The organism is Lichenicoccus sp. (assembly GCF_965277665.1).
Classification (GTDB): Bacteria; Pseudomonadota; Alphaproteobacteria; order Acetobacterales; family Acetobacteraceae; genus Lichenicoccus.
In genome coordinates this window covers 1028125-1052226 of sequence record NZ_OZ255835.1, presented here as the reverse complement: position 1 = coordinate 1052226, position 24102 = coordinate 1028125, and the positions used below count along the sequence as shown (strand labels likewise).

General features: G+C 68.4%; 20 protein-coding genes and 1 tRNA gene. 7 read left to right on the top strand and 14 right to left on the bottom strand.

Features of this window, described 5'->3' with window-relative positions:
* Window positions 1-12: 12 nt before the first annotated feature.
* The 9 genes from ACQY4O_RS04680 to ACQY4O_RS04640 form a co-directional block, all read right to left on the bottom strand.
* Window positions 13-390, bottom strand: a complete 378-nt coding sequence (locus ACQY4O_RS04680; protein ID WP_428375054.1) for a HesB/IscA family protein — start codon at window positions 388-390, stop codon at window positions 13-15.
* A gap of 181 nt (window positions 391-571) precedes the next feature.
* Window positions 572-1015 (bottom strand): SUF system Fe-S cluster assembly protein, encoded by a 444-nt coding sequence (locus tag ACQY4O_RS04675; protein ID WP_428375053.1) that lies wholly within the window; start codon window positions 1013-1015, stop codon window positions 572-574.
* A complete protein-coding gene (gene sufU, locus ACQY4O_RS04670) occupies window positions 1012-1482 on the bottom strand; it encodes a Fe-S cluster assembly sulfur transfer protein SufU (protein WP_428375052.1) in 471 nt (156 codons plus the stop codon). The genes ACQY4O_RS04675 and sufU overlap by 4 nt, the downstream gene beginning before the upstream one ends.
* Before the next feature lie 32 nt (window positions 1483-1514).
* Window positions 1515-2762, bottom strand: coding sequence for a SufS family cysteine desulfurase (locus tag ACQY4O_RS04665; protein ID WP_428378108.1), 1248 nt, complete (start codon window positions 2760-2762; stop codon window positions 1515-1517).
* A 5-nt stretch (window positions 2763-2767) separates the two neighbouring features.
* Complete coding sequence (gene sufD, locus ACQY4O_RS04660; RefSeq protein WP_428375051.1) at window positions 2768-4036, bottom strand: Fe-S cluster assembly protein SufD; 1269 nt, start codon at window positions 4034-4036, stop codon at window positions 2768-2770.
* Window positions 4033-4803: a Fe-S cluster assembly ATPase SufC gene (sufC, locus tag ACQY4O_RS04655; protein ID WP_428375050.1), complete on the bottom strand. Its 771-nt coding sequence runs from the start codon at window positions 4801-4803 to the stop codon at window positions 4033-4035. Before sufC ends, sufD begins: the two co-directional genes overlap by 4 nt.
* On the bottom strand, window positions 4800-6350 hold the full coding sequence (gene sufB, locus ACQY4O_RS04650; protein WP_428375049.1) for a Fe-S cluster assembly protein SufB: 1551 nt from the start codon (window positions 6348-6350) through the stop codon (window positions 4800-4802). Before sufB ends, sufC begins: the two co-directional genes overlap by 4 nt.
* A gap of 8 nt (window positions 6351-6358) precedes the next feature.
* A complete protein-coding gene (locus ACQY4O_RS04645) occupies window positions 6359-6841 on the bottom strand; it encodes an SUF system Fe-S cluster assembly regulator (RefSeq protein ID WP_428375048.1) in 483 nt (160 codons plus the stop codon).
* 140 nt (window positions 6842-6981) lie between these two features.
* On the bottom strand, window positions 6982-8295 hold the full coding sequence (locus tag ACQY4O_RS04640) for a DUF445 domain-containing protein (RefSeq protein ID WP_428375047.1): 1314 nt from the start codon (window positions 8293-8295) through the stop codon (window positions 6982-6984).
* A 244-nt stretch (window positions 8296-8539) separates the two neighbouring features.
* On the opposite strand from ACQY4O_RS04640, the gene ACQY4O_RS04635 reads away from it, so the two are divergent.
* From ACQY4O_RS04635 to ACQY4O_RS04620, 4 genes are all read left to right on the top strand, one after another.
* Window positions 8540-11404 carry a phosphoenolpyruvate carboxylase gene (locus ACQY4O_RS04635; protein ID WP_428375046.1) on the top strand — a complete coding sequence of 955 codons (2865 nt, stop codon included), beginning with the start codon at window positions 8540-8542 and terminating at the stop codon, window positions 11402-11404.
* A 126-nt stretch (window positions 11405-11530) separates the two neighbouring features.
* Window positions 11531-12346, top strand: coding sequence for an MBL fold metallo-hydrolase (locus ACQY4O_RS04630; protein ID WP_428375045.1), 816 nt, complete (start codon window positions 11531-11533; stop codon window positions 12344-12346).
* Window positions 12347-12434: 88 nt separating this feature from the next.
* On the top strand, window positions 12435-14099 hold the full coding sequence (locus ACQY4O_RS04625; RefSeq protein ID WP_428378107.1) for a S10 family peptidase: 1665 nt from the start codon (window positions 12435-12437) through the stop codon (window positions 14097-14099).
* Window positions 14100-14177: 78 nt separating this feature from the next.
* Entirely contained in the window at window positions 14178-16076 is a 1899-nt protein-coding gene (locus ACQY4O_RS04620; RefSeq protein ID WP_428375044.1) for a DUF1217 domain-containing protein, read from the top strand.
* Window positions 16077-16215: 139 nt separating this feature from the next.
* On the opposite strand, the gene fusA is transcribed toward ACQY4O_RS04620, so the two are convergent.
* The 4 genes from fusA to ACQY4O_RS04600 form a co-directional block, all read right to left on the bottom strand.
* On the bottom strand, window positions 16216-18306 hold the full coding sequence (gene fusA, locus ACQY4O_RS04615; protein WP_428375043.1) for an elongation factor G: 2091 nt from the start codon (window positions 18304-18306) through the stop codon (window positions 16216-16218).
* Window positions 18307-18522: 216 nt separating this feature from the next.
* On the bottom strand, window positions 18523-18828 hold the full coding sequence (rpmB, locus tag ACQY4O_RS04610; protein ID WP_428375042.1) for a 50S ribosomal protein L28: 306 nt from the start codon (window positions 18826-18828) through the stop codon (window positions 18523-18525).
* Between the two features lie 97 nt (window positions 18829-18925).
* Window positions 18926-19228, bottom strand: a complete 303-nt coding sequence (locus tag ACQY4O_RS04605) for a hypothetical protein (RefSeq protein WP_428375041.1) — start codon at window positions 19226-19228, stop codon at window positions 18926-18928.
* A 30-nt stretch (window positions 19229-19258) separates the two neighbouring features.
* Entirely contained in the window at window positions 19259-21148 is a 1890-nt protein-coding gene (locus ACQY4O_RS04600; protein ID WP_428375040.1) for an ABCB family ABC transporter ATP-binding protein/permease, read from the bottom strand.
* A gap of 55 nt (window positions 21149-21203) precedes the next feature.
* On the opposite strand from ACQY4O_RS04600, the gene ACQY4O_RS04595 reads away from it, so the two are divergent.
* Together ACQY4O_RS04595 and ACQY4O_RS04590 are read left to right on the top strand one after the other, a co-directional pair.
* Window positions 21204-22049 (top strand): NUDIX domain-containing protein, encoded by an 846-nt coding sequence (locus ACQY4O_RS04595; protein WP_428375039.1) that lies wholly within the window; start codon window positions 21204-21206, stop codon window positions 22047-22049.
* Window positions 22046-22489, top strand: coding sequence for a DUF3574 domain-containing protein (locus ACQY4O_RS04590; protein ID WP_428375038.1), 444 nt, complete (start codon window positions 22046-22048; stop codon window positions 22487-22489). The genes ACQY4O_RS04595 and ACQY4O_RS04590 overlap by 4 nt, the downstream gene beginning before the upstream one ends.
* A 106-nt stretch (window positions 22490-22595) precedes the next feature.
* On the opposite strand, the gene ACQY4O_RS04585 is transcribed toward ACQY4O_RS04590, so the two are convergent.
* A tRNA-Met gene (locus ACQY4O_RS04585) sits at window positions 22596-22670 on the bottom strand.
* A 253-nt stretch (window positions 22671-22923) separates the two neighbouring features.
* Here ACQY4O_RS04585 and ACQY4O_RS04580 point away from each other — a divergent pair.
* Window positions 22924-24084: a mechanosensitive ion channel family protein gene (locus ACQY4O_RS04580; protein ID WP_428375037.1), complete on the top strand. Its 1161-nt coding sequence runs from the start codon at window positions 22924-22926 to the stop codon at window positions 24082-24084.
* The last annotated feature ends 18 nt before the right edge of the window (window positions 24085-24102 follow it).

Sequence of the window (24102 nt, the reverse complement as noted above, 5' to 3'; positions counted from 1 at the left end):
CGGTTGAACCGTTCAGACGTGGAAGCTCTCGCCGCAACCGCAGCGGCCCTTCTCGTTCGGATTGACGAAGGTGAAGCCGGCTTCCAGGTCCTTGACCTGGTAGTCCATCACCGTCCCGATCAGGAACAGCGACGCCTTGCGGTCGACCAGCACGGTCAGCCCGCGATCAGTGACGACCTCGTCGTTCGGCCCGGCCGCGTCCACCCAGCCCATGTCGTAGGAGAGGCCGGAGCACCCCTTGGTGCCGACGCTGATACGCAGCAACTGCCCCGCATGGGCCGTTTCATAGAGCGCCTGCAGCCGCGCCGCCCCCGCATCCGACAGCGACATCAAAGGCGGCAGCGCACGCACGGGACGACAGCTGGTCTGGGTCGAGGAGGTCGCATTCATCGGTTGTCTTCCATCGTGCCGAGATCGTTCGACAATGCGCTACGCTGAGCAAGAGTGCCGCATCGCGGCACGCCCGGCGTGGCTTTCGAGAACCGGAGCGGAGCGGCCGTGTGGCCGTGAGCACCGGAAGCGCAGAAATCCGCGTCGGATTGCCAGCGTAGTAGCATTGTCGGACGATCTCTCAGAACATGTTCAGGGCTAGGCGTGCATCCTCACTCATCCGGCTCGGATCCCAGGGCGGATCCCACACCGTCTCGACCTCGCAGCCGGAGACGCCGGGCAGCGCCAGCACCGCGTCCCGCACCGCGACCGGCAGTTCCTGCGCACTCGGGCAGCCCGGCGCGGTCAGCGTCATCTCCACCTTGATCTGCCCGTCATCATGCAGGTCGATGGCGTAGATCAGGCCGAGCTCGTAGATGTTGACCGGAATCTCGGGGTCATAGACCGTGGCGATGGCCGCGATGACCTGGTCCTCGTACGGTACCGCCAGAGTCTCACCTTCCGGCGTCCAGCTGCCCTGGCTGCGCGCCGTCTCGGAGCTGTCAAGCGAGAACCCGCCGCCCGGTTCAGCCGGTGTCATCCCGGTCTCCGCGATCCCGGTCTGTGCGATCTCGTTCTCCATCATCCGTCCTTTCCCGGTGGCCCGGCCATTGCGTCGAGCAATGCCGTCCAGGGCAAGGTCGCGCAGCGGATACGCGACCGGTATTCATGTAGGGTCTCGAACGCCGTCAGCAAACCGAGGCGGCCCGGCATATCGTCACCGGAATCTGACCGGCCGTCGCGCAGCATCGCACCGAACCGCTCGTACAGCGAGACAATAGCCGGCCGCTGCAGGCCGTCCACGGCGTCCGCCATCAGGTCGGCGGATGCCATGCAGATCGCACAGCCGCGGGTCCGGTGCCGCAGCTCCGCGACACCGCCTTGCGGCGCCAGGCGCAGGGTCACATGCACCCGGTCGCCGCAGAACGGGTTGTCGCCATCCGCCGCGCCGTCGGCCGGCTCGAGCACACCGGCATGCCGCGGCGCCCGGGCACGATCGACGATCATCTCCTGGTAGAGCGCGGCCATGTCCTGGGACAGGGGCGCCTGCATGCCTTCCATCAGTCGCTGCCCCGCTGCCTGCGTCAGGCGAAGAACACGCGAACCTGCTCCAGCGTCTCCGCCAGCAGGTCGATCTCGCGCATCGTGGTGTAGAGGCCGAAACTGGCGCGCGCGGTGCTGTTCACCCCCAGTCGCCGCATCAGCGGCTCGGCGCAATGGTTGCCGGCCCGCACCGCGATGCCGTTGCGGTCGAGTAGCGTCGCCACGTCATGCGCATGCGCGCGGGCCAAGGTGAAGGCAATGACGCCGCCGCGATCGGCAGCGTGCCCCAGCACCTGCAGCCCCTCGATCGCCTCCAGCCGCGCCAGCGCATGCGCGGTCAGCGCCGCCTCGTGCGCCTGCAGCGCCGGAAAGCCGATCGCCTGTACGTAGTCGATCGCCGCCCCCAGCCCGATGGCCTCCACGATCGCCGGCGTGCCGGCCTCGAAGCGATGCGGCAGCTCGGCCCAGCGGCTCTCCTCGAAGCTCACGCTGCTGATCATGTCGCCGCCGCCCAGGAACGGCGGCATCGTCTCCAAAAGCGCCCGCCGCCCCCAGAGCACGCCGATGCCGCTCGGACCGTACAGCTTGTGGCCGGTGAACACATAGAAGTCGGCATCCAGCGCCTGCACGTCGACCGCCCGGTGCACTACCGCCTGCGAGCCGTCCAGCATCAGGCTCGCGCCATGCGCGTGCGCCAGTCGCGCGATCGCCGCCGCCGGCGTCACCGTGCCGAGCACGTTGGACATGTGGGTGACCGCGACCAGCCCGACCCGGCCATCCGCCAGCAACTCGCCCAGATGCTCCAGGTCGAGCTCGCCCGCATCCGTCACCCGCGCCACGCGCAGCGCGATGCCGGCGCGGTCGCGCAGCATCTGCCAGGGCACGATGTTGGAGTGGTGCTCCATCTCCGAGATCACCACCGCCTGACCCGGCTTGAGCGTGGCGCCGAAGGCATGCGCCAGCAGGTTGATCGCGCCGGTGCTGTTCTGCGTGAAGATGATCTCGTCGCGCGAGGGCGCGTTGATGAGGCGGGCAACCTTGTCCCGGACGCCCTCGTAGGCATCCGTGGTGCGCTCGCTCATCCAGTGCAGCCCGCGATGCACGTTGGCGTACTGATGGCGCATGGTGTCCGACATCGCGTCGATCACCTGCACCGGCTTCATCGCGGAAGCCGCGCTGTCCAGGAACACCAGCGTCTTGCCGTGCACTGGTTCCGACAGGATCGGAAAGTCGGCGCGCAGCGCTTCGAGAGTGCCGACGATGCGCTCCGGCACCGCGAGGGGCGTCATCTGGTTCATGCGACTTTCCTGGCCCATGACGCATCGAGCGCGCGTTCCAGCACCGCGCGCGACACCGCGTCGTCGATCAGCCCGAGCGCATCGGCCAGGAACGCGCGCACCAGGATCGCCCGCGCGAGGCCGGCCGGCACGCCGCGGCTGCGCAGATAGAACAGCTGGTCCTCGTCGAGCGCGCCGGCGGTGGCGCCGTGGCTGCATTTCACGTCATCGGCATAGATCTCGAGTTCCGGCTTGGTGTCGATCTCGGCCTCGTCGGACAGCAGCAGCGCCTGGTTCATCTGGTAGCCGTCGGTCTTCTGGGCGATCCGGTCGACCACGATCTTGCCCTGGAACACCGCGCGCGAACGACCCGAGAGCACGTTCTTCACTGTCTGGCGCGAAATGCAGGACGGCGCCTGGTGCATGATCACGCTGGTCAGGTCGGCATGCTGCTGGCCGTCGAGCAGCTGCGCGCCGTTCACCTGCACCTCGCCGCCACGCCCGCGCATCGTCGCATGCACCTCGTGGCGCGCCAGCCGCGCTCCCAGCGCCAGGCTGAAACTGTCATACGAGCCGCGCTCGGCGACCGCGGAATGCACCGTCGAGAGATGCAGCGCCTCGATCGCCTCGTCCTGCAGCCGCACATGCGTCAGGTGCGCGCCAGCCCGCACGTCGATGTCGAGCACCGGGTTGTTGACATAGAGGCCGCTGCCGTGCGCGATCTCGAGCAACGAGAGACGCGCATCGGCCTCCAGGACGATGCGATGGTGCGGATGTCCGGTCACGGCCTGCGCGCCGGTGCCGACGCCAAGTGTCACCAGCAGCACCCGGCCGGCATCGACGCCCGCCGACACCAGCAGCGACGCTCCGTCACGGCTCAGCATCGCGTTCAGCGCGGCCATGGCACCCGGCGCCAGCAAGCCGTCGGTCGGCGCATCATGCCACGTCATCCCGGCCAGCTCCGGCAGGAGCGAGAGCGAGGTCGCGAAGCAGCCGTTGACGAACACCAGCCGCGGTGTCCCAGACAGACCGGCGGACTCCAGGTCCAGAGTCCGCAGCAGGCCTGCGGCTGTCTCCAGGGTTGCCTCGGAGCACGGCTCGTCGGCCGACACGGCGAGCGCCGTGAGCGGACGCAGATCGGTGTATTTCCAGGCTTCGACGTCGCGCCTCGGCAGCCCGGCGCGACGAAGATAGGCAGCACCTGCCTGGTTCAATGCCGAACCTTGTGCCCGGCCATCGTAGAGTGCGAGGAACTGAGCCGCGTTGTTGCTGTCGATCGCGTTCACGCCGCCTCCGCGATCAGGTGGGCGTAGCCTTCCGCCTCCAGCTGGCGCGCGAGTTCCGGGCCGCCGCTGCGGATGATGCGTCCGGCCGACATCACATGCACCTGGTCCGGCACGATGGTGTCGAGCAGCCGCTGGTGGTGGGTGATGATCAGGGCCGAGAAGTCCGGCGCCCGCAGCGCGTTCACCCCGTCGGCCACGATGCGCAGGGCGTCGATATCGAGCCCGCTGTCGGTCTCGTCGAGGATCGCGAAGCGCGGCCGCAGCAATGCCATCTGCAGCACCTCGTTGCGCTTCTTCTCGCCGCCGGAAAAGCCGACATTGACCGCGCGCTTGAGCATGGCATCCGGGATCCCCAGCCGCCTGCACTCGGTGCGGGCCAGCTTGAGGAAGCCGACCGCATCGAGTTCGGGCTCGCCGCGCGCGCGCCGCACCGCGTTCACCGCGGTGCGCAGGAAGTTCGCGTTGTTCACGCCCGGCAACTCGATCGGCGCCTGGAAGGCCAGGAACAGCCCTGCCGCCGCACGCGCCTCGGGCTCCAGCGCCAGCAGGTCCCGCTCGCCGAACCGCACCGTGCCGGCGGTCACCTGGTACTCCGCGCGACCGGCCAGCACGTAGGACAAGGTGGACTTGCCGGAGCCGTTCGGACCCATGATCGCATGCACCTCGCCGGGATGCACCGTGAGGTCCACGCCCTTCAGGATCGGCTTCTCGGTCCCGGCATCGTCGATCCGGGCGTGCAGGCCGGTGATCGTGAGGGTCGTGCTCATCCGACGCTGCCCTCGAGGCTGATCTGCAGCAGCTTCTGCGCCTCGACGGCGAACTCCATCGGCAACTCCTTGAGCACGTCGCGGCAGAAGCCGTTCACGATCAACCCGACCGCGTCCTCCTGCGACAGGCCGCGCTGGCGGCAATAGAACATCTGGTCCTCGGAGATCTTCGAGGTCGTCGCCTCGTGCTCGACCCGCGCGGTCATGTTGCGGTTCTCGATGTACGGCACCGTATGCGCGCCGCAGCGGTCGCCGATCAGCAGGCTGTCGCACTGGGTGAAGTTCCGCGCCCCCGACGCCTTCGGCATCATCCGCACCAGCCCGCGATAGGTGCTGTCCGACTGTCCGGCGCTGATCGTCTTGGCGACGATGGTCGAGCGCGTGCCGCGGCCGATATGGATCATCTTGGTGCCGGTATCGGCCTGCTGGTGGTTGTTGGTCACCGCCACCGAATAGAACTCGCCGACGCTGTCCTCGCCCTGCAGGATGCAGGAGGGATACTTCCAGGTGATCGCGGAGCCGGTCTCGACCTGGGTCCAGGAGATGTGGCTGCGCGCGCCCCGGCACGCCCCGCGCTTGGTGACGAAGTTGTAGATCCCGCCGACGCCGTTCGCATCACCCGGATACCAGTTCTGCACCGTGCTGTACTTGATCTTGGCGTCGTCCATCGCGACCAGCTCGACCACGGCGGCGTGCAGCTGGTTCTCGTCGCGCATCGGCGCCGTGCAGCCCTCCAGGTAGGACACCGAGGCGCCCTCCTCGGCGATGATCAGCGTGCGCTCGAACTGGCCGGTATTGCGCGCGTTGATCCGGAAATAGGTCGACAGCTCCATCGGGCAGCGCACCCCCTTCGGCACGAAGACGAACGAGCCGTCGGTGAACACCGCCGAGTTCAGTGCCGCGAAGAAGTTGTCGGACGCCGGCACCACGCTGCCGAGGTAGCGCTGCACCAGTTCGGGGTGCTCGCGCACCGCCTCGCTGATCGGACAGAAGATCACGCCCGCCTTCATCAGCGACTTGCGGAAGGTGGTCGCCACCGACACGCTGTCGAACACCGCATCGACCGCCACCCGCGGTCGCACGCCGTCGCCCGGCTCGCCGCCATCGTCACCACCGTCATCGCTGCCGGCGGCCTCCCCGGCCCCCTCTACTCCGGCCCCCTCTACTCCAGCTAGAATCGCCTGCTCGCGGATCGGGATGCCCAGCTTGTCGTACGTCGCGAGCAGCTGCGGATCGACCTCGTCGAGCGACTTCGGCCCCGGCTTGCGCTTGGGCGCCGCATAGTAATAGGCGTCCTGGTAGTCGATCGGCGCGTAGCCCACCTTGGCCCAACGCGGCTCGGCCATCTGGCCCCAGGCCGCGAACGCCTTCAGCCGCCAGGCCAGCAGCCATTCGGGTTCCTCCTTGCGCGCCGAGATCAGCCGGATGGTGTCCTCGTTCAGGCCTTTCGGCGCGAAGTCCATCTCGATGTCGGTCTCGAAGCCCCACTTGTAGGTGGAGGCGTTCAGGGTCTCGACGGCAGAGATCGTGTCGGCAACAGCAGGCATTCAGAACCTCACTCGGCAGCTAACGACGCGTCGGCCCGCGTCGGCTGGTGATCGATATCGAACAGGTGGCTCGCAGCCCCGGCTGGTGGCCTGTCTGCAGGGCGCATGTCGGCCAGCGTGATCCGGGTCAGCGCCTCGCGGATCGCCTCGTTCACCGGGTCCCAGCGGCCGCGTACCGGGCACAGTCGCTGCGCCTCGCAGCCGGTGGCGCCATCGACGCAGGCGGCCAGCGAGATCGGCCCGTCAATGGCGCTGATCACCTCGGCCACCGGGATGCGGTCGAGCGGCACGGCCAGGCGATAGCCGCCGCGCGCGCCACGCTGCGACACCACCAGCTCCGCCGCCGCCAGCGCCTTCAGCACCTTGGCCACCGTCGGCTCGGGAATGCCGGTATCCTGCGCCAGCGACGGCGAGGTGGTCACGCCGTGGCAGGCATCCAGCCGCACCAGCACGACGACGGCATAATCCGTGAGCTTCGACAGCCTCAGCATCGCTTCCGCCAAATTGAGGACCGAGCCGGTCCTGTTTCCCTACGGCAGATGACGCTCCGGGCCGGTCGCGTCAAGGCCGCCGCCGCCGGAACCGCCAGTTTTCCGTCACAACGCGGCCAGACCGCCTCAGTGCAGACCGCTCAAGATTGCACCGCGCCGAACATCGCCCGCAACGCCATGTAGAACAGGCCGCCCACCAGCGCGCCCACCAGCGTGCCGTTGACCCGCACATACTGCAGGTCGCGACCGACGCGCAGTTCGAGCTTGTCGGTGATCAGGCGCGCGTCCCAGCCGCCGACCACGGCGCCGATGAAGCCCGCCATGCGCTCGCGCAGCCCCGGCAGCAGGCGCAGCGCCGCCCGGCGCACCGTCGCATCGGTGCGCAGCCGCGCCGCCTGGTCGCGGTTCAGCATCGCACCCAGCCGCGGGCCCGCATCGGCGACCAGCAGCACGACCCAGCCATCCGGCCGCTCCAGGTCCGCCTCGATCATCTGGCGGGCGCGCTGCCAGATATCCTGTCCCCAGCTGCGCACACTCTGGTGCCCGAACAGCCCGCGCAACCCGTCGCCCAGCTCGCGCGCCCGTTCCGGGTCGGTCTCGATGCGGTCGATCTCGCGGCGCACCCAGACCGTGAAGGCCTCGCGCAAATCCGAGTTGGCCGGATCGGTGCGGTCGAGCTCCTGGCTCATGGCGCTCATCACCCGCGTTGCGATCGAGCCGCCGATCGCCCAGCCGATCAGCCGGCCGCCCTGCTCGCGCACCCGCTCCTCGATCATCACCCGCAGGCTCTCCTCCTTGGCGCGCAGCACCGACTTCAGCTCGGCCAGCAGGAAGCTCAGCACCTCCTGGTGGCGGTCGCCTTCCACCAGGGCACGCAGCACCCGGGCGATCACCGGCGCCAGCGTCTCGCCGCTGAGCAGGTGCTGCATGGCGCGGGCCAGCAGCTCGCCCGCCCGGCCATCCTCGAGCCGGTCCAGCAGGTGCGGCAGCGCGGCGGCGCACGCACGTCCGGCCAGCGCGCCGTTCTCCGGGTCGGCCAGCAGCCGCGCCAGCAGGCCGGGCATGTCGAGCCGCACCAGGGCGCGCTCGATATCGGCCTCGGTGAAGACGTGGTTGGCGATGAAGTTGCCCAGCGCCCGGCCGAGCCGCTCTTTCTGCGCCGGCAGGATGGCGGTGTGCGGGATCGGCAGCCCGAGCGGATGCCGGAACAGGGCGGTGACGGCGAACCAGTCGGCCAGGCCGCCGATCAGGCCGGCCTTGGCGGTGGCCTGCAGCAGGCCGGGCCAGAAGCCGCGCCCCAGCGCATATCCCGCAACGGCGAGCGCCGCCATGCCGACCAGCAGCCCGGTCGCGACCCTCCGGTAGCGTCGCAGCGACCGCCGCGCGGCCGCGTCGGGGTCAGGCTCGCCGATGCCCGGCCTCGGTGTGCCCGGCCACGGTGTACTCGTCGTCATCGCGCCGCCATGCTCATCGGCTGCCGCCTTTAGCATCACGCGAGGCGGTATCGAAATTGGCGGCACCAACCGTGCGCACGGCAGTATCCTTGCACGGCACACGGTCAGTTGCGGGGCCGGCCCGGACATGGAACCCTGCCGCCCCTGTCCGCCGCCGCCCTGTCCCCAACCGCCCTGGCGCCCCAGCCTTCGAGCCCAGCCTTCGTACGACGCCTTCATGACTTCAGCAGAGCGAGACCTGTCCATGGATGATCTCTCTCCGGATGATCTCGCTTCGGCGGGTGCTGCCGGCCCCGCCGGCGCGAAGACGCATGACCGGCTGCACGCCCTGATCGAGCAGGCAAGCGGCGTGGTCGAGCGGCAGGAGGACGATCCGTTCGGCAACCCGGTGCTGGCGGTGGCACTCCTGGTGTCGCGCCGGCTCGACGAGGGCATCCTCGACATCGACGAGATCGCACTCCTGGTGCAGCAGCTCCGCGACGAGGCGTTCCTGGCCCGTGCGCAGCGGCTGCGCGCCTATGTCGGCGTCGCCGCGGCAAACGGCTCCCCCGCCAGCGTCGACAGCCGCCTGGGCCTGATCGCCGCGCGCCTGGTGCGGCCGGATCCGAACGACAGCCCGGTGCCGCTGGCGCAGTTCCGCGCCGCGGTGCAGCGGGTGCGCTTCGCCGCCGTGTTCACCGCGCATCCGACCTTCGCCCTGGCACCCGAGGCCTATCGCGCGCTGGCCCGATCCGCCACCGGAACGCCGGAGTTGCCGGATCCGGACGGCCCCAACCTGAACAGCCAGCGGCCGCCGGTGCCGACCCTGGAGGACGAGTTCGGTTTCGCCGTGGACGCGATCCTGCTCGGCCGCAACGCCATCGACAAGCTGAACGCCGCCCTGCTGCGCGAGGCGGCCAAGCTGTGGCCGCAGGCCTGGAGCACCCTGAGCCCCTGCCCGATCGTGCTCGCGAGCTGGGTCGGCTACGACACCGACGGCCGCACCGATATCGGCTGGTGGGACACGCTGCGGCTGCGGCTGCGCATGAAGCTGCTGCAGCTGCAGCGCCTGGAACGCCAGCTCGGCGCCCTCGAGCAACCGGCGGACGCGCTCGCCGGCCGCGTCGCCCAGGCGGCGGAGGCGGTGCGCGCGCAAATCGAGGCCTGTCCCGCCTCCGCCGAGCCCTCCCAGGTGGCAGCGTTCGCCGCCGCCCTGATCGACCGCCGGGCGGAAGCCATCCACGACCCGGCGCAGCTCGAGCAGGCGTTCCGCGCGGCCATCGCCGGCGCTCCCGAGGCGGACCGGCTGCCGCTCGCAGTGGCGCATGCCGGCTTCGTCAGCCACGGCATGGCGATCGCGCACACCCATACCAGGCTGAACTCGACGCAGATCCACAACGTCGCCCGCCAGCGGCTCGGCATCGAGGACAGCCCGGAGAACCCGGCGCAGCGGCGCGCGCTGCTGACCGCGATCAACGACGCGCTTGACGACGTGCAGCCGACGCCGGTGGATTTCGGCGCGCTGCTGACCGAGCAAGCGTCGGCCGCACGGCTGATGATGACGGTGGCGCAGATCGCAAAGCATGTCGACAGCGCGAGCAGCATCCGCTTCCTGATCGCCGAGACCGAGAGCGGCTATACCCTGCTGGTGGCGCTGTGGCTGGCGAAGCTGTTCGGCATCGAGGACAATATCGAGATCAGCCCGCTGTTCGAGACCCAGGAGGCGCTGGAGCACGGCGCCCAGGTGGTCGAGGAGGCGCTGCGCTCGCGGCACTGGCGCTCCTACCTGCGCCGCACCGGCCGGATGGCGCTGCAGTTCGGCTATTCCGATTCCGGGCGCTATGTCGGGCAGCTGGCGGCCACCTACCTGGTCGAGCGGCTGCGTCTCAAGGTCGCCGACCTGCTGCTCCGGCGCGGCATGACGGATGTCGAGGTGATCCTGTTCGATACCCATGGCGAGAGCATCGGCCGCGGCGCGCATCCGTTCCGGCTGGCGGACCGGCTCGACTATCTGTCGCCGGCCCGTTCCCGCGCGACCTTTTCCCAGGCCGGCATCGCCTATCGCGAGGAGGCGGCGTTCCAAGGCGGCGACGGCTACCTGCTGTTCGGCACCCAGCCGCTGGCGGATGCCACCATCGGCACCATCGCCGAGCACGCCTTCGCCAGCGTGTCGCTCGACGAGGACCCGATCTACGACGAGCCGGACTTCTCGGCCGACTTCTTCGCCACCATCGTCTCCGGCATGACCGCCCTGGTCGAGGATCCGGGCTACGCGGCGCTGCTGGGCGCCTTCGGGCCGGCCCTGATCGACCGCACCGGCTCGCGGCCGCCGGCGCGCCAGAGCGACAGCAGCGGCGCGCCCGCGCGCATCAAGCACCCGAGCGAGCTGCGCGCGATCCCCAACAACGCCATCCTGCAGCAGCTCGGCTGGTGCGCGAACACCCTGCAGGGGCTGGGGCTCGCCGCGGCGCGGCATCCGGAGACCTTCGAGGAGTTCCTGCTCAAGAGCGCGCGCTTCCGGCGGGCCTTGGACTTCGCCAGCCACGCGCTCGCGCATTCGGACCGCGACGTGCTGCGCGCCATCGTGCTGACGCTCGATCCCGGCGTCTGGCTCGACCGCGCAGCGCACGAGAGTGATCCGCACCGGCGCGAGGCGCTGGTGCTGCTCGCCACCGGGCTGGAGCGGCTCGACCTGTGGGCCACCACCCAGTCGATGTTCCGCCGCATCCAGGCCGACCATCTGGCGCTGCGCGTCGCCTGGCCGGATGCGCCGCGCATGCAGCTCAAGGAGCTGCTGCTGCACGCCATCCGGCTGGCGCTGATCGAGCGGATCTGGCTGCTCTCCACCCGTATTCCCTATTTCTCGCCACGGCACGGCTTCACCCGGCAGGATCTCGACGACCAGATCCTGCGCCTGGAGATCCCGTCGGCGCTGAAGACCCTCGGCGAGATCTTCCCGAAGGCGCCGGACCGCTCGGTGAGCCTCGATTTCCGCGAGCCGCGGGGCCCGCGCGTCGACCACGCCTATTCGCGCGAGGATGCCGAGATCTTCCAGCCGATGGGCCGGCTGTTCGAGCTGCTGCGCGAGATCAGCATCGCGGTGATGCACGATGTCGGAGCCTTCGGCTGATCGAACCCGGATTTGCCCGAGCCTGATGTGCCCGAGCCTGATGTATCTGAGCCTGGTGTGCCCGAGCGTGGCCGGCCATCACCCGGACAAGCCGGGAGGCCGCCGGCGCGGCGGCGCGCCTGGCGGGTGACCGAGGCAGTCCCGCCGCGGGGCGTGCCGCTCGTCGTGCAGCCCGGCATCCGGCGCATCGTGGCCCCCAATCCGGGTCCGATGACCTATCACGGCACCAATACCTGGCTGGTGGACTGGGCGGGCGGCACCGTCGCGATCGATCCCGGCTCGGAGGACGAGCGCCATCTGGCGGCGATCCTGCGCGAGGCGGCGGGTCGTCTCACCCACATCCTCGTCACCCACACGCATCGCGACCATCTCGACGGCGCGCAGACCCTGGCCCGACGCAGCGGGGCGCGCACGGCGGGCTACCGCATCAGCGGCGACGCGTCGTTCGCGCCCGCGATCCGGCTCGATGACGGCGAGAGCATCGGCGGCCTCACCACGCTGTACACGCCCGGCCACGCCATGGACCATCTGTGCTTCGCGCATCCGCAGGGCATCTTGTTCAGCGGCGACCACGTGATGGGCTGGTCCACCTCGGTGGTGCCGCCGCCGCCGCATGGCGATCTCGACCTGTTCATCGCCAGCCTGCAGCGCGTGCGTGATCGCGGCGACCGCCTGATGCTGTCGGCGCATGGGGCTGCGATCGACGACCCGGCCGGACTGGTGGCCGCCCTGCTGGAGCACCGGTTTGCGCGTGAAGCCTCGATCGCCGGCACGCTTGATGCCGCCGCGCGCTCGCTCGAGACCTTGCTCGCGCGCGCCTATGTCAGTCTCAAGCCCGAGCTTCTCGGTGCAGCGCGCGCGAACCTGCTGTCGCATCTGATCCGGCTGGAGCGGCACGGCCGGGCGGTGCATACCGAGGCGGGCTGGAGCCTGCCGCCCTGATCCAACGAGATACCGACCAACCAGGAGACACACCATCTTGAGACCCGCCGCCTTGCTGCTCGCCGCGACCTGCCTCGCGAGTGCCGTCCTGCTCGCGCCGCCCGGCGCAGGCTTCGCGGCCGCTGCCGACACCAGCCCTTCCGGCGATGCTGCTCCAGACAAGCCGCACAAGGCGGGAGGCGCCCAGCACCCGGACCAGAAGCCAGGCCTGCAGCCGACCGAGAGCCTGACCGACGGCAGCGTCACGCTCGGCGGCGCGAGGCTGGACTACAAGGCCGCCGCCGGCACGCTGGTGGTGCATCCGAAGGGCTGGGACGACACCGCCAGCCTGACGAAGGCCAGCCTTTCGAACAATGGCGACCGCGACGAGGACAAGGATGACGACGGCAAGGCGGCCGACAAGAGCGCCGAGGCCTCGATGTTCTATGTCGCGTATTTCAAGAAGGGCGCGCACCCGGAGAACCGCCCAATCACCTTCCTCTATAATGGTGGCCCGGGTTCATCGAGCGTCTGGCTGCACATGGGCGCGTTCGGCCCGCGCCGCGTCATCACCGCCAATGACAGCCATACCGATGCGGCGCCGTACAACCTGGTCGATAATGACCAGAGCCTGCTGGACAGCACCGACCTGGTCTTCATCGACGCCCCGGGCACCGGGTTCTCGCGCATCTCCGGGCCGGACAAGGAGAAGTCGTTCTACGGCATCGACCAGGACGGGCACGCCTTTTCCGACTTCATCGCCGCCTTCCTGTCGAAATACGGCCGCTGGAATTCGCCGAAATACCTGTTCGGCGAGAGCTACGGCACCACCCGCTCGGCGGTGCTGGCGAACGACCTCGAGAACGACAAGGAGATCGACCTGAACGGGGTGATCCTGCTGTCGCAGATCCTGAACTTCGATGCCAGCATCGACCAGCCGGGGTTCAATCCGGGGATCGACCTGCCCTACGTGGTGGCGCTGCCGACCTTTGCCGCCACCGCCTGGTACCACCACCGGCTCCCCGCCGGTACGAACACCGATCTCACTGCGCTGCTGGCCGAGGTCGAGCACTTCGCCACCACCGACTACCTGCAGGCCCTGGCGCAGGGCGCGGCGCTCGATCCCGCCGCTCGCGAGCATATCGCCGAGCGGCTGCACGCCTATACCGGGCTGCCGGTCGAGTACCTGAAGAAGTCGGACCTGCGCGTCGATGGCGGCCAGTTCGAGAAGATGCTGCAGGACGACAGCGGCACCACCACCGGACGGCTGGACAGCCGCTTCTCCGGGCCCAGCATGGACCCGCTGAGCAAGGAGGCCGACTACGATCCGCAAAGTGCCTCGATCGGCTCGGCCTATGTGTCGGTGTTCAACGACTACGTCCGCCGCACCCTGCATTACGGCCAGGACCGCACCTACAAGCCGGAGATCGACGTGGAGAAGGTCTGGGACGCGCAGCACCAGCCGCCCGGCGCCGACGACAAGCTGCAGAGTTCGGCCAACGTGATGGTCGACCTGGCCACCGCGATGAAATACAACCCCAAGCTGAAGGTGCAGCTCAACGCCGGCTATTTCGACCTGGCGACGCCGTTCTACGAAGGCATCTACGAGATGCAGCACCTGCCGATCCCGCCGTCGCTGCAGGGCAACATCGAGTTCCGGCAATACCAGTCCGGACATATGGTCTATGCCAACCAGGCGGCGCTGAAGCAGCTGCACGACAACGTCGCCGACTTCATCCGGCGCACCGACAACCAGAAATCCACCACGCCATGACACAACTATAGGTTGCATACGTCCTCGACCTGGTATAGGTTTGCCTGGACCTGAGTCGGGTCCGGGACGCCTGCCGCCATGACCTCGATCTCGGGGATGTCCCCGATCACCGCCTATCTGTCGATCGAGAAGAACGAGCCGGCGCAGGTGGCCAGCTACGTCAAGAGCGATCCTGCCCTGAGCCGGACGGTCGCCGCCTTCACCAAGGACATCGTCTCGATCTCCGGCAGTGCCCAGATCCTGAGCAGCAAAAACCTGCAGGCGCTCACCGTGGTGCTCGGCGCCTACAATCTCAGCGGCAGCATCGGCGAGACCGGGCTGCTGAACCAGCTGCTGAAGCAGAACCCTTCGGCCAGCGGCTCCTTGGTGCGCTCGCTCGGCAACACCGACGACCTCAATTTCGTGCAGGCAATGGCGCAGCGCCCCACCGTCTCGCTGAATTTCGGCAACGCCGCGGGCAGCAGCATGAGCTCCAGCGGCAGTGCCGCCTCGACAGTCTCGATGGCGAACCTGCAATACGCCTCGGCGAATTCGGCGCTCACCGCCGCGGCGCCCGCGCAGACCTGGTCGTATCTGCTCGATGACGGGTCGGCCACCGCCTCGATCACCGCGGCGCTGACCACGGCACTGCAGGCGACCGGCACGACTACCGATCCGGTGACCGGCAGCTACAGCCTTGCCTCGGACGGCTCGATCGTCGGCACGCCGGGGGCGCCCCCGGTGGTGACCGGGGCGCTCAGCTCCGGCAGCCCGACCTTCAGCATCGTGCTGGCCAAGACTGCGACCGGCGCCACCTTGCGGCAGGCTACCATCGTCGCCGTCGCGGCACCGACAGCAAGCACCACCGGCACCCAGATCCTGACCAACGAGACCGCGACCGGCCTGCTGAGCGTGGCGCTGGCCAGCACCGGCTTCAACACCACCGTGAGTGCCAACGGCACGCTCAACATCATCAACCCGGGCCTGAACGGCCCGCTGTCGCTGTCGCAGCAGACCTATTCCACCTATGCCACCACCGCGGCAAAAGACATCACCGACACTCAGACCATCATCCCGCTCGGGGTCGCCGGACTGCAGCTGCAGGCGGGCGACGTGCTGATGAGTGGCGGCTCCTCGATCGGCACCATCGCCTCGATCGACAAGCTGGGCAACGCGACGCTCACCGCCGCCTCCTCGCTCAGCCTGGCCGCGGGGGCCCAGATCGATGTCGCGGTCGGCGCCGGGATCAGCAATATCGGCACCACCTTCACTGCCGCCGCCGCGGTCGCTGCCGGCAGCAGCACGATCGCGCTGGGCAGTGGTGCCACATTGCTGCAGCCGGGCCAGATCCTCACCGACGGCAGCGCGGTGCTGGGGACGGTGCAATCGGTCGATGCCAAGGGCAATGTCACCCTCGAGAGCGCCCTCGCCTCGGCGATCAAGAGCGGGGATACGCTGCAGGCGCTGCCCGTGCTCAGCGACACCCAGACCAATGCGCTGAGCGATGCATCCAACGTGTCGAGCATTCTGAAAAACTATGAGGCCACGCAATACGAGACCCAGCAGGGCCAGCAGATCGCCGGCATGGACAGCGCGCTGTATTTCAGCCGCACCATCGGCAGCGTCACCAGCATCGCCGCCCTGATGGCGGATCCCACCCTGCTCCGCGTGGTGACTACCAACCTCGGTGTCTCGGACACCTACAGTTCGATGCCCTACGACCAGCAGGTCAGCTACCTGACCGCCAACGTGAAGCTGTCGAACTACAAGACCACGGCCGGCATCAACCAGGCCTCCGAGCAGTTCCTCGCCCTGACCGCCCAGGCCAACGCCTCGGCCGCCAGCAGCGATGGCTCGGACACCTCGATGCTCTCGATCCTGTATCCGGGCTCAGGCTCCAGCAGCAGCACCGACCCGATCCTCTCGGCGCTCTACCCGAGCAGTTCGTCGGGTGGCTCGTCCGGCAGTTCCGATCCGTTGCTGGCCTTGTTCAGTTAGAGGAAGGCCAATGGCTTCGCCCCCTCGATCCGCTTCGCGGCTCAAGCCCAGCAAAGGCTCGCCTTTGCAACCCTACATCTAAAGAATGGGGGTCTGGGGCCTCAGGCCCCAGCGGGTCCAGGGCAGCGCCCTGGCACGCTCAGGCCGACTTCGACATGATCTCGTCGGCGATGTTGCGCGGCACCGGATCGTAATGGTGGAACTGCATGGTGAACGAGGCCCGACCCTTGGTCATCGAGCGCAGATGCGAGATGTAGCCGAACATCTCCTTCAGCGGCACCTGGGCGCGCACCAGTATTGTCGAGCCCGAGCTCTCCTGGTTCTGGATCATGCCGCGGCGGCGATTGAGGTCGCCGACGACGTCGCCGACATGGTCCTGCGGCGTGGTCACCTCGACATCCATGATCGGCTCGAGGATGACCGGAGACGCCTTCTTCATGCCCTCGCGGAAGCAGGCCTTGGCCGCGATCTCGAACGCCAGCGCGGACGAATCCACGTCATGGTACTTGCCGTCGGTCAGGGTGTACTTGAAGTCCACCGTCTGGAAGCCGGCCAGCACGCCGGTGGAGGACTGCATGCGTATGCCCTTCTCGACCGCCGGGATGTATTCCTTCGGCACCGTGCCGCCGACCACCTTGTTCTCGAACACGATGCCGGCGTTGCGCTCCAGCGGCTCGAACACGATCTTGACCTCGGCGTACTGGCCCGAGCCACCCGACTGCTTCTTGTGGGTATAGGTCTCGGTGTGCGGCTTGCTGATGGTCTCGCGATAGGCCACCTGCGGCGCGCCGATATTGGCGTCCACGCCATATTCGCGGCGCAGCCGGTCGATGATGATCTCGAGATGCAGCTCGCCCATGCCGGACAGGATGGTCTGGCCGGTCTCCTGGTCGGTCTTCAGCCGCAGCGAGGGGTCCTCGCCGGCGAGCTTCTGCAGCGCCAGCGTCATCTTCTCGACCGCATCCTTGGTGCGCGGCTCGACCGAGATGTCGATCACCGGCACTGGGAACGCCATGCGCTCCAGGATCACCTGGTCCTCTGAGGCGGCCAGCGTGTCGCCGGTGCCGGTATCCTTGAGCCCCACGAACGCCGCGATGTCGCCCGCCGTCACTTCCTTGATCTCGGCGCGCTTGTCGGCGTGCATCTGGAACATGCGTCCGATGCGCTCCTTGTGGTCCTTGGTCGTGTTCATGACCATGTCGCCGGACTTCAGGGTGCCGGAATAGACCCGCACGAAGGTGAGCGTGCCGTACTTGTCGTTGATGATCTTGAAGGCGAGGCCGGCGAACGGCGCCTTCGGATCGATCCTGATCAGGCGGCGCAGGGTCGGGTCCTCGTCCTCGTGACCCTCCTCGGCGGCGACGCGAATGCCCTCCACCTCGTCCGGCGCCGGCAGGTAGTCCAGCACGGCATCGAGCAGCGGCTGCACGCCCTTGTTCTTGAACGCGGTGCCGCACAGCACCGGCCGGAACTCGCCTGAGATGGCGCCCTTCTTGATCGCCCGCTTCAGGGTCGCGACCGAGACGTCGCCCTTCTCGAAATACTCCTCCATCGCCTCGTTGTCGGCGGCGAGCGCGGTGTCGAGCAGCAGTTGGCGGGCCTCGTCGGCGCGCTCCTTCAGGTCGGCTGGAATGTCCTGGTAGCCGAACTTGGCGCCGAGTTCGCCGCCTTCCCAGACGATCGCCCGCATCTCGACCAGATCGACGACGCCGACGAAGCTCTCCTCGATGCCGATCGGCAGCTGCAGCGGCAGCGCCACGATGTCGAGCTTCTCCTTGAGCGTATCGAACGCGCGGTAGAAGTCCGCACCCGTGCGGTCCAGCTTGTTGATGAAGATGATGCGCGGCACCCGGTAGCGGTCGGCGAGACGCCAGTTGGTCTCGGATTGCGGCTGCACGCCGGCGACGCCCTCGATGATGAACACCGCGCCGTCGAGCACGCGCAGCGAGCGGTTCACCTCGATGTTGAAGTCGATATGGCCGGGCGTGTCGATGATGTTGATGCGGTGGTCCTTCCACTCGCACGTCACCGCCGCCGAGGTGATGGTGATCCCGCGCTCGCGCTCCTGGTCCATGTAGTCGGTCGTGGTGTTGCCCTCATGCACCTCGCCGATCCGGTGCGACACGCCGGTGTAGTACAGGATGCGCTCGGTGGTGGTGGTCTTGCCGGCATCGATGTGCGCGGTGATCCCGATATTGCGGATCTTCGAGAGCTCGGAAATGACGGACACGCGGACCTCCCACGGGATTGGCGACGACGAGCGGGCGCCGTCGGAGCCCTACAGCACCGTGCGCCCGCCCGGGGGGCCGAATGGTATCCGCCGCTTACCCGCGAGGCGGGATCATGCAGCGCGACGCCGACCGGCGGACAGCTGTTGGTCCTGACTTGCGTCAGGACCCTCGGCATTGCAAGCCCGCCCTCTGCCTCAGGACGGACCTGAGGGCCGTCAGGCAGCCGGAGCGGCGGCCTTCTTGTCCTGGGCGCGCTTGATGCGGCGCTTGATCACCTGCGCCTCGACCGGCAGCCGCCGGTCCGGCGTCGATAGCAGGAAGGCATCCAGGCCGCCATTATGCTCGATGGTGCGCAGGCCGTTGGTGGTGACGCGCATCCGGATCGTGCCGCCGAGGATGTCGGACAACACCGACGTCTCCTGCAGGTTGGGCAGGAAGCGGCGACGGGTCTTGTTGTTGGCATGGCTGACGTTGTTGCCCGTCAGCACGCCCTTGCCGGTTATCTGGCAGCGGCGAGACATTCTCTTACCCTCGATACGACAGCGGCCGGGCAGGCATGGCGGCCCCGACATCGGCTTGCATTGGAGCGGCGGCTTATGGCCTCCGGACCGGCCTGCGTCAAGCGCCGCGCCCGGATTCCTGAGCCTCCGGTACTTCCGGCGCCCCATTTGCCTGCGGCGCTGGACGCAGCTCCCCTGCGCGCACGCTGCGGCTCGCATTGTCCAGCATGCGCAGCATGGCGCCCTCGTCCATCGTGCGCGCCAGCAGGGCCAGCGAGCCACCGAGCAGGGCGGACGCGATCGCCAGCGGCGGCAGCTCCTGGCCCAGCATGTACTCGATCGCCTTGTCCACCACCGCACCGGCATGGCTCAGCTCGGCCGGGACGGTGCCATCCTGTCCAATGGTCGGGTCGCTGCTCATCGCCACATCTCCATCAGATCCCTAGCTTTTTCAGCCGACAGCGATCGCCGACCGCTCCTCTTCGGCCTGCACCGCCCACATGCCGGCATAGAGGCCGCCCACCGCCAGCAGGCCACGATGCGTGCCGCGCTCGACGATATGGCCCTCGTCCAGCACCAGGATCTCGTCGGCATCGACCACCGTGGACAGCCGGTGCGCGATCACCAGCGTGGTGCGGTGCGCCGAGACCTGGCGCAGGGCCGTCTGGATCTCCTGCTCGGTATGGGTGTCGAGCGAGCTCGTTGCCTCGTCGAGCACCAGGATGCGCGGGTTCTTGAGAATAGTGCGGGCAATCGCCACCCGCTGCTTCTCACCGCCGGACAGCTTGAGGCCGCGCTCGCCGACCCTGGTGTCGTAGCCGTCCGGCAGCCTGATGACGAACTCATGCACCTGCGCCAGGCGGGCGGCATGCTCGATCTCGTCCTGGCTGGCGCCGATGCGGCCATAGGCGATGTTGTAGCGGATGGTGTCGTTGAACAGCACGGTGTCCTGCGGCACCACCCCGATCGCCGCCCGCAGGCTCGCCTGGGTGTACCCGCCGACATCGCGGCCATCGACCATCACGCTGCCGTCCCAGGCGTCGTAGAACCGAAACAGCAGCCGACTGATGGTGGACTTGCCGGCGCCGGTCGGGCCGACGATGGCGCTGCGGCCGCCGGCCGGCACCCAAAAGCTGATCCCGTGCAGGATCTCGCGGTCGTCACGGTAGCCGAACCGCACGTCGCGGAACTCGAGCGCCGCTGCCGGCGCGTCCTCGAGCCGCGCCGGGAGGCTGCGCGCGCCCGGACGGTCCGAGACATCCTGCGCCTGGCCCAGCAGGCGGAACATCTGCTCCAGGTCGACCACGCCCTGGCGCAGCGAGGCATAGACGAAGCCGAGGAAGTTCAGCGGCTGATAGAGCTGCATCAGATAGGTATTGACCAGCACGAACTTGCCGACCGTCAGCCGGCCGCTCGCCACCTCCCGCGCCGCCATGAGCATGATGATCGCCATCGCCACCGCGATGATCGTCGCCTGGCCGATATTGAGCACGTTCAGCGAGACCTGGGTGCGCACCGCGGCGCGCTCGTAGCGCGCCTGCGCCTCGTCGTAGCGCCCGGCCTCGTGGCCCTCGTTGCCGAAATACTTGACCGTCTCGTAGTTCAGCAGGCTGTCAAGCGCCTTGCCGCTGGCCTCGCTGTCGATGTCGTTCATCCGCCGCCGGATGCCGATCCGCCAGCTGGTGAACAGCACGGTGAAGCCGACATAGGTCACCACCGTCAGCAGGGTCGCCAGCGCGAACCGCCAGTCGAACAGGCGCCAGATGATCGCCGTCACCATCAGCGTCTCGAGCAGGGTCGGCACGATGTTGAACACGCCGAGCCGCAGGATCAGCTCGATGGCGACCGTGCCGCGCTCGATCGCGCGGGTGACCCCGCCGGTCTGCCGGTCGAGATGAAAGCGCAGCGACAGCGCGTGCAGATGCCGGAAGGTCTGCATCGCGACCACCCGGATCACCCGCTGCTTGACCGGTGCGAAGACCGCGTCGCGCAGCTCCCCGAAGCCGCCCGAGGCGATCCGCAGCAGCCCATAGGCCACGATCAGTGCCACCGGCACGACAATCATGTGCGCCGCGGGCCCCACGATCACGTGGCTGGGATCGTACCGGGAGAGCCGGTCGATGGCGCGGCTATAGACGATCGGCACATAGACCGTGGCGACCTTGGCTGCCACAAGCAGCAGCACCGCTCCGGCGACCAGCAGCCGGGTACGCACGTCGCCGCGCGGCCACAGATAGGGCAGCAGGCCGCTGATGGTGGTGAGTGCGGTCGGGCGGGCGGCCACCGGTCGTGCCGAGGCAGTCTTTTGGTCTGGAGAGGTCCCGGATGCCGACGAAATCATATGTGCCGATGTGGCACGCACCGGCAGGAATGCAAACGGACATCGGGCTCCGCAGATGAGCGAGGCCGCCGGACCGTTCCTGCGCCACCTGGCCGCCTGCAACAACACGACGTTGCCCGGCGGCCGCGCGCCGCTGCTGCTGGATGGCTTTCGGCAGCCGCTGGGCTGGATCGATGCCGCCATCGCCGGCGCGCTGCCCCGGCACGGGCTGCCGGCTGATCCGGCCGGGGCCTTTCGCATCGCCGACGTGGCGAGCCTCGCCCGGCTCGGCCGGGTGCTGGCGGATGCCGGGCTCTTTCGCACCCGGAACGAAGCCTTCGACGTCCGGATGACGCCGCGCGGGCCCAGCCTCGGCACCATCGATCGCGGCGCGCTGCCCGCCTTCGGCCTGATCGCGGCCGGCGTGCATGTGAACGGCATCGTCGAGCGTCCGCGGGGGGCTACCCTGTGGATCGGCCGGCGCGCGGCCGACAAGGCGCTGGACCCGGACAAGCTCGACCATTTGGTGGCCGGCGGCATCCCCGCCGGCTACGACGCCGCCGCCGCCCTGCGCAAGGAGGGCGAGGAGGAATGCAGCCTGCCCGCTGCACTCGCGGCCAACGCGGTGCCGGTCGGGCACATAACCTATGCCATGCAGCGGCCGGAAGGCCTGCGCCGCGACCTGCTCGACTGCTTCGACCTGGTGCTGCCGGCGGATTTCCAGCCGGTGCCCAATGACGACGAGGTGGCGGAGTTCCGGCTTCTGCCACTGGCCGAGGTCGTGGCACTGGTCCGCGATACCGACGAGTTCAAGTTCAACGTCAACCTGGTGCTGATCGACCTGTTCCTGCGGCGCGGCCTGATCGACAGCGCCAGCGCGGATGGCAAGGCGTTGCGGGACGGGCTGCGGTCACCGCTATGAGACCGAGGCTGCTCGCGCTGCTGGCGGTGACGCCGGCGCTGGCAGGATGTGCGGCAACCAAGCCGGCCGCTCCCGCGGCCGCGGCTCCCTTGCTGGCCGCCTGCCCCGCCGGCGAGACGGCGCAGGTCAGGACCGAGCTGTATTTCGGGTTGACGCGGCCGCATGGCCCAGCCATCGCCCGATCGGAGTGGCGCGAGTTCGTCTCGCGCGAGATCACGCCACGCTTCCCGGACGGCGTCACCGAAATCGAGGCCAACGGCCAATGGCGCGACCGGGTCAGCAACCGCATCGGCCGCGAGCCGTCGCGCATCCTGCTTGTGGTGGCGCCCGCGACACCCGACCTCGCGGCCCGCATCGCCGAGATCGGCGCGCTCTACCGACGCCTGTTCGACCAGCAGGCCGTCGGCGTCGTCAGCATGCCGGTCTGTGCCGACTTCTAGCAGGGGCGGACTGCTCCCAGGGAGTGCAGGCCAGAGGCTCTGCCCCCTCGATCCGGACCTCAGGATCGTCCCACAACCTCCTGAAACTCCAGCAATCCCGGCGCGATGGTAGCGGCGGACGGATTTGAACCGCCGACCAAGGGATTATGATTCCCCTGCTCTACCGCTGAGCTACGCCGCCTCAGGATCAGGGCCGGTCACGCGCAAGCCGGACCGGTCCACCGCGCCGGGAGGCGGTCAGATATCGTCCGGTCCTGGGCAAGTCAACCGTAACCGGGTTTGCCCTCATGCCCCCGGTTTGCGTTCATAACCAGAGCAGCATGCCGTGAGTTGGAATCGCTTCGCGATGCCAACTAACTCATAAAGCTGCTCTATTTCACTCTCAAGCGGAGCATGATGCATGCATCATGCTCTGCGGAGTGGTCCGATCCGCCATGCCTGACCAGCTGCTGATCTACATCGTCAACATGCGCGAGTGGCTGGACTGGGCGCCGGCGCCGCTCGCGTCGGCCATCGTGCTGATGCTGGTGGCGCTGCTGGCGCTCGTTGCCTCGCGCCTGGTCACCGACCTGCTGCTGCGCATCCCCGGCGAGCGTGGCGCGTTCGTGCGCTCCTTCACGCGGGCGATCCGACGGCCGATGCGCGGCTTCGTGGTGGTGGTGGCGGTCGGCTCCTCGCTGCCGGCGGCAGGGTTGCCCTACGAGTGGTTCGCCGCCATCGGCCAGGGGCTGCTGGTCGTGCTGGTGCTGCTGATCGGCTGGGGGGCGGCGATCGCCGTGCGCATCCTGTGCGACGTCTATCTCGCCCGCTTCAAGACCGGCGAGGAGGACAACCTCCTGGCGCGCAAGCACTTCACCCAGGTCGGCATCCTGCGGCGCGCCGGTGACATCCTGATCTTCATGGTCACGATCGCGGCGGCGCTGATGACCTTCGAGCCGGTGCGCCAGTACGGCGTCAGCCTGTTCGCCTCCGCCGGCGCCGCCTCGCTGGTGGTCGGCCTCGCCGCCCGCCCGCTGCTGACCAACCTGATCGCCGGCGTGCAGATCGCCATGACGCAGCCGATCCGGATGGAGGATGCGGTCATTGTCGAGGGCGAGTGGGGCTGGATCGAGGAGATCACCTCCACCTATGTCGTGGTGCGGCTCTGGGACTGGCGCCGGATGATCCTGCCGATCTCGTATTTCCTGGAGAAGCCGTTCCAGAACTGGACCCACCAATCCGCATCGTTGATCGGCTCGGTGTTCTTCTTCCTGGATTACCGGGTGCCGCTCGAAGCCCTCCGCGCCAGGCTGTTCGAGATCGTCAAGGAGAGCCCGCTCTGGGACGGCAAGGTGGTCAACATGCAGGTGAGCGACGTCACCGAGCACACCGTCCAGGTCCGCATGCTGATGAGTGCGCGCAATGCGCCGCAGACCTGGGATTTGCGGTGCGAAGTCCGCGAGAAGGTCCTGGTCTATCTCCAGCATGAGTGCCCGGACGCCTTGCCGCGCACCCGGATCGAGTTCGGCCCGCCCCCATTCGCGCAAAGTGGGGCGCCGCAAAGTGCGCCGCCGCAGCAGGGACCACAGCATGGGCCGCCACCGCAGGCGCCCTGAAGCGCCGCGGCGGCGGCC

Excerpts from the sequence above, each read along its gene's own strand:
- ACQY4O_RS04580 (WP_428375037.1), top strand. The coding sequence starts at position 22,924 with ATGCCTGACCAGCTGCTGATCTACATCGTCAACATGCGCGAGTGGCTG.
- ACQY4O_RS04620 (WP_428375044.1), top strand. The coding sequence starts at position 14,178 with ATGACCTCGATCTCGGGGATGTCCCCGATCACCGCCTATCTGTCGATC.
- ACQY4O_RS04600 (WP_428375040.1), bottom strand. The coding sequence starts at position 21,148 with ATGATTTCGTCGGCATCCGGGACCTCTCCAGACCAAAAGACTGCCTCG.
- ACQY4O_RS04590 (WP_428375038.1), top strand. The coding sequence starts at position 22,046 with ATGAGACCGAGGCTGCTCGCGCTGCTGGCGGTGACGCCGGCGCTGGCA.
- ACQY4O_RS04645 (WP_428375048.1), bottom strand. The coding sequence starts at position 6,841 with ATGCTGAGGCTGTCGAAGCTCACGGATTATGCCGTCGTCGTGCTGGTG.
- rpmB (WP_428375042.1), bottom strand. The coding sequence starts at position 18,828 with ATGTCTCGCCGCTGCCAGATAACCGGCAAGGGCGTGCTGACGGGCAAC.
- ACQY4O_RS04640 (WP_428375047.1), bottom strand. The coding sequence starts at position 8,295 with ATGACGACGAGTACACCGTGGCCGGGCACACCGAGGCCGGGCATCGGC.
- ACQY4O_RS04635 (WP_428375046.1), top strand. The coding sequence starts at position 8,540 with ATGGATGATCTCTCTCCGGATGATCTCGCTTCGGCGGGTGCTGCCGGC.
- ACQY4O_RS04675 (WP_428375053.1), bottom strand. The coding sequence starts at position 1,015 with ATGATGGAGAACGAGATCGCACAGACCGGGATCGCGGAGACCGGGATG.
- ACQY4O_RS04595 (WP_428375039.1), top strand. The coding sequence starts at position 21,204 with ATGAGCGAGGCCGCCGGACCGTTCCTGCGCCACCTGGCCGCCTGCAAC.
- sufB (WP_428375049.1), bottom strand. The coding sequence starts at position 6,350 with ATGCCTGCTGTTGCCGACACGATCTCTGCCGTCGAGACCCTGAACGCC.
- ACQY4O_RS04665 (WP_428378108.1), bottom strand. The coding sequence starts at position 2,762 with ATGACGCCCCTCGCGGTGCCGGAGCGCATCGTCGGCACTCTCGAAGCG.
- ACQY4O_RS04680 (WP_428375054.1), bottom strand. The coding sequence starts at position 390 with ATGAATGCGACCTCCTCGACCCAGACCAGCTGTCGTCCCGTGCGTGCG.
- ACQY4O_RS04605 (WP_428375041.1), bottom strand. The coding sequence starts at position 19,228 with ATGAGCAGCGACCCGACCATTGGACAGGATGGCACCGTCCCGGCCGAG.
- sufU (WP_428375052.1), bottom strand. The coding sequence starts at position 1,482 with ATGCAGGCGCCCCTGTCCCAGGACATGGCCGCGCTCTACCAGGAGATG.
- sufC (WP_428375050.1), bottom strand. The coding sequence starts at position 4,803 with ATGAGCACGACCCTCACGATCACCGGCCTGCACGCCCGGATCGACGAT.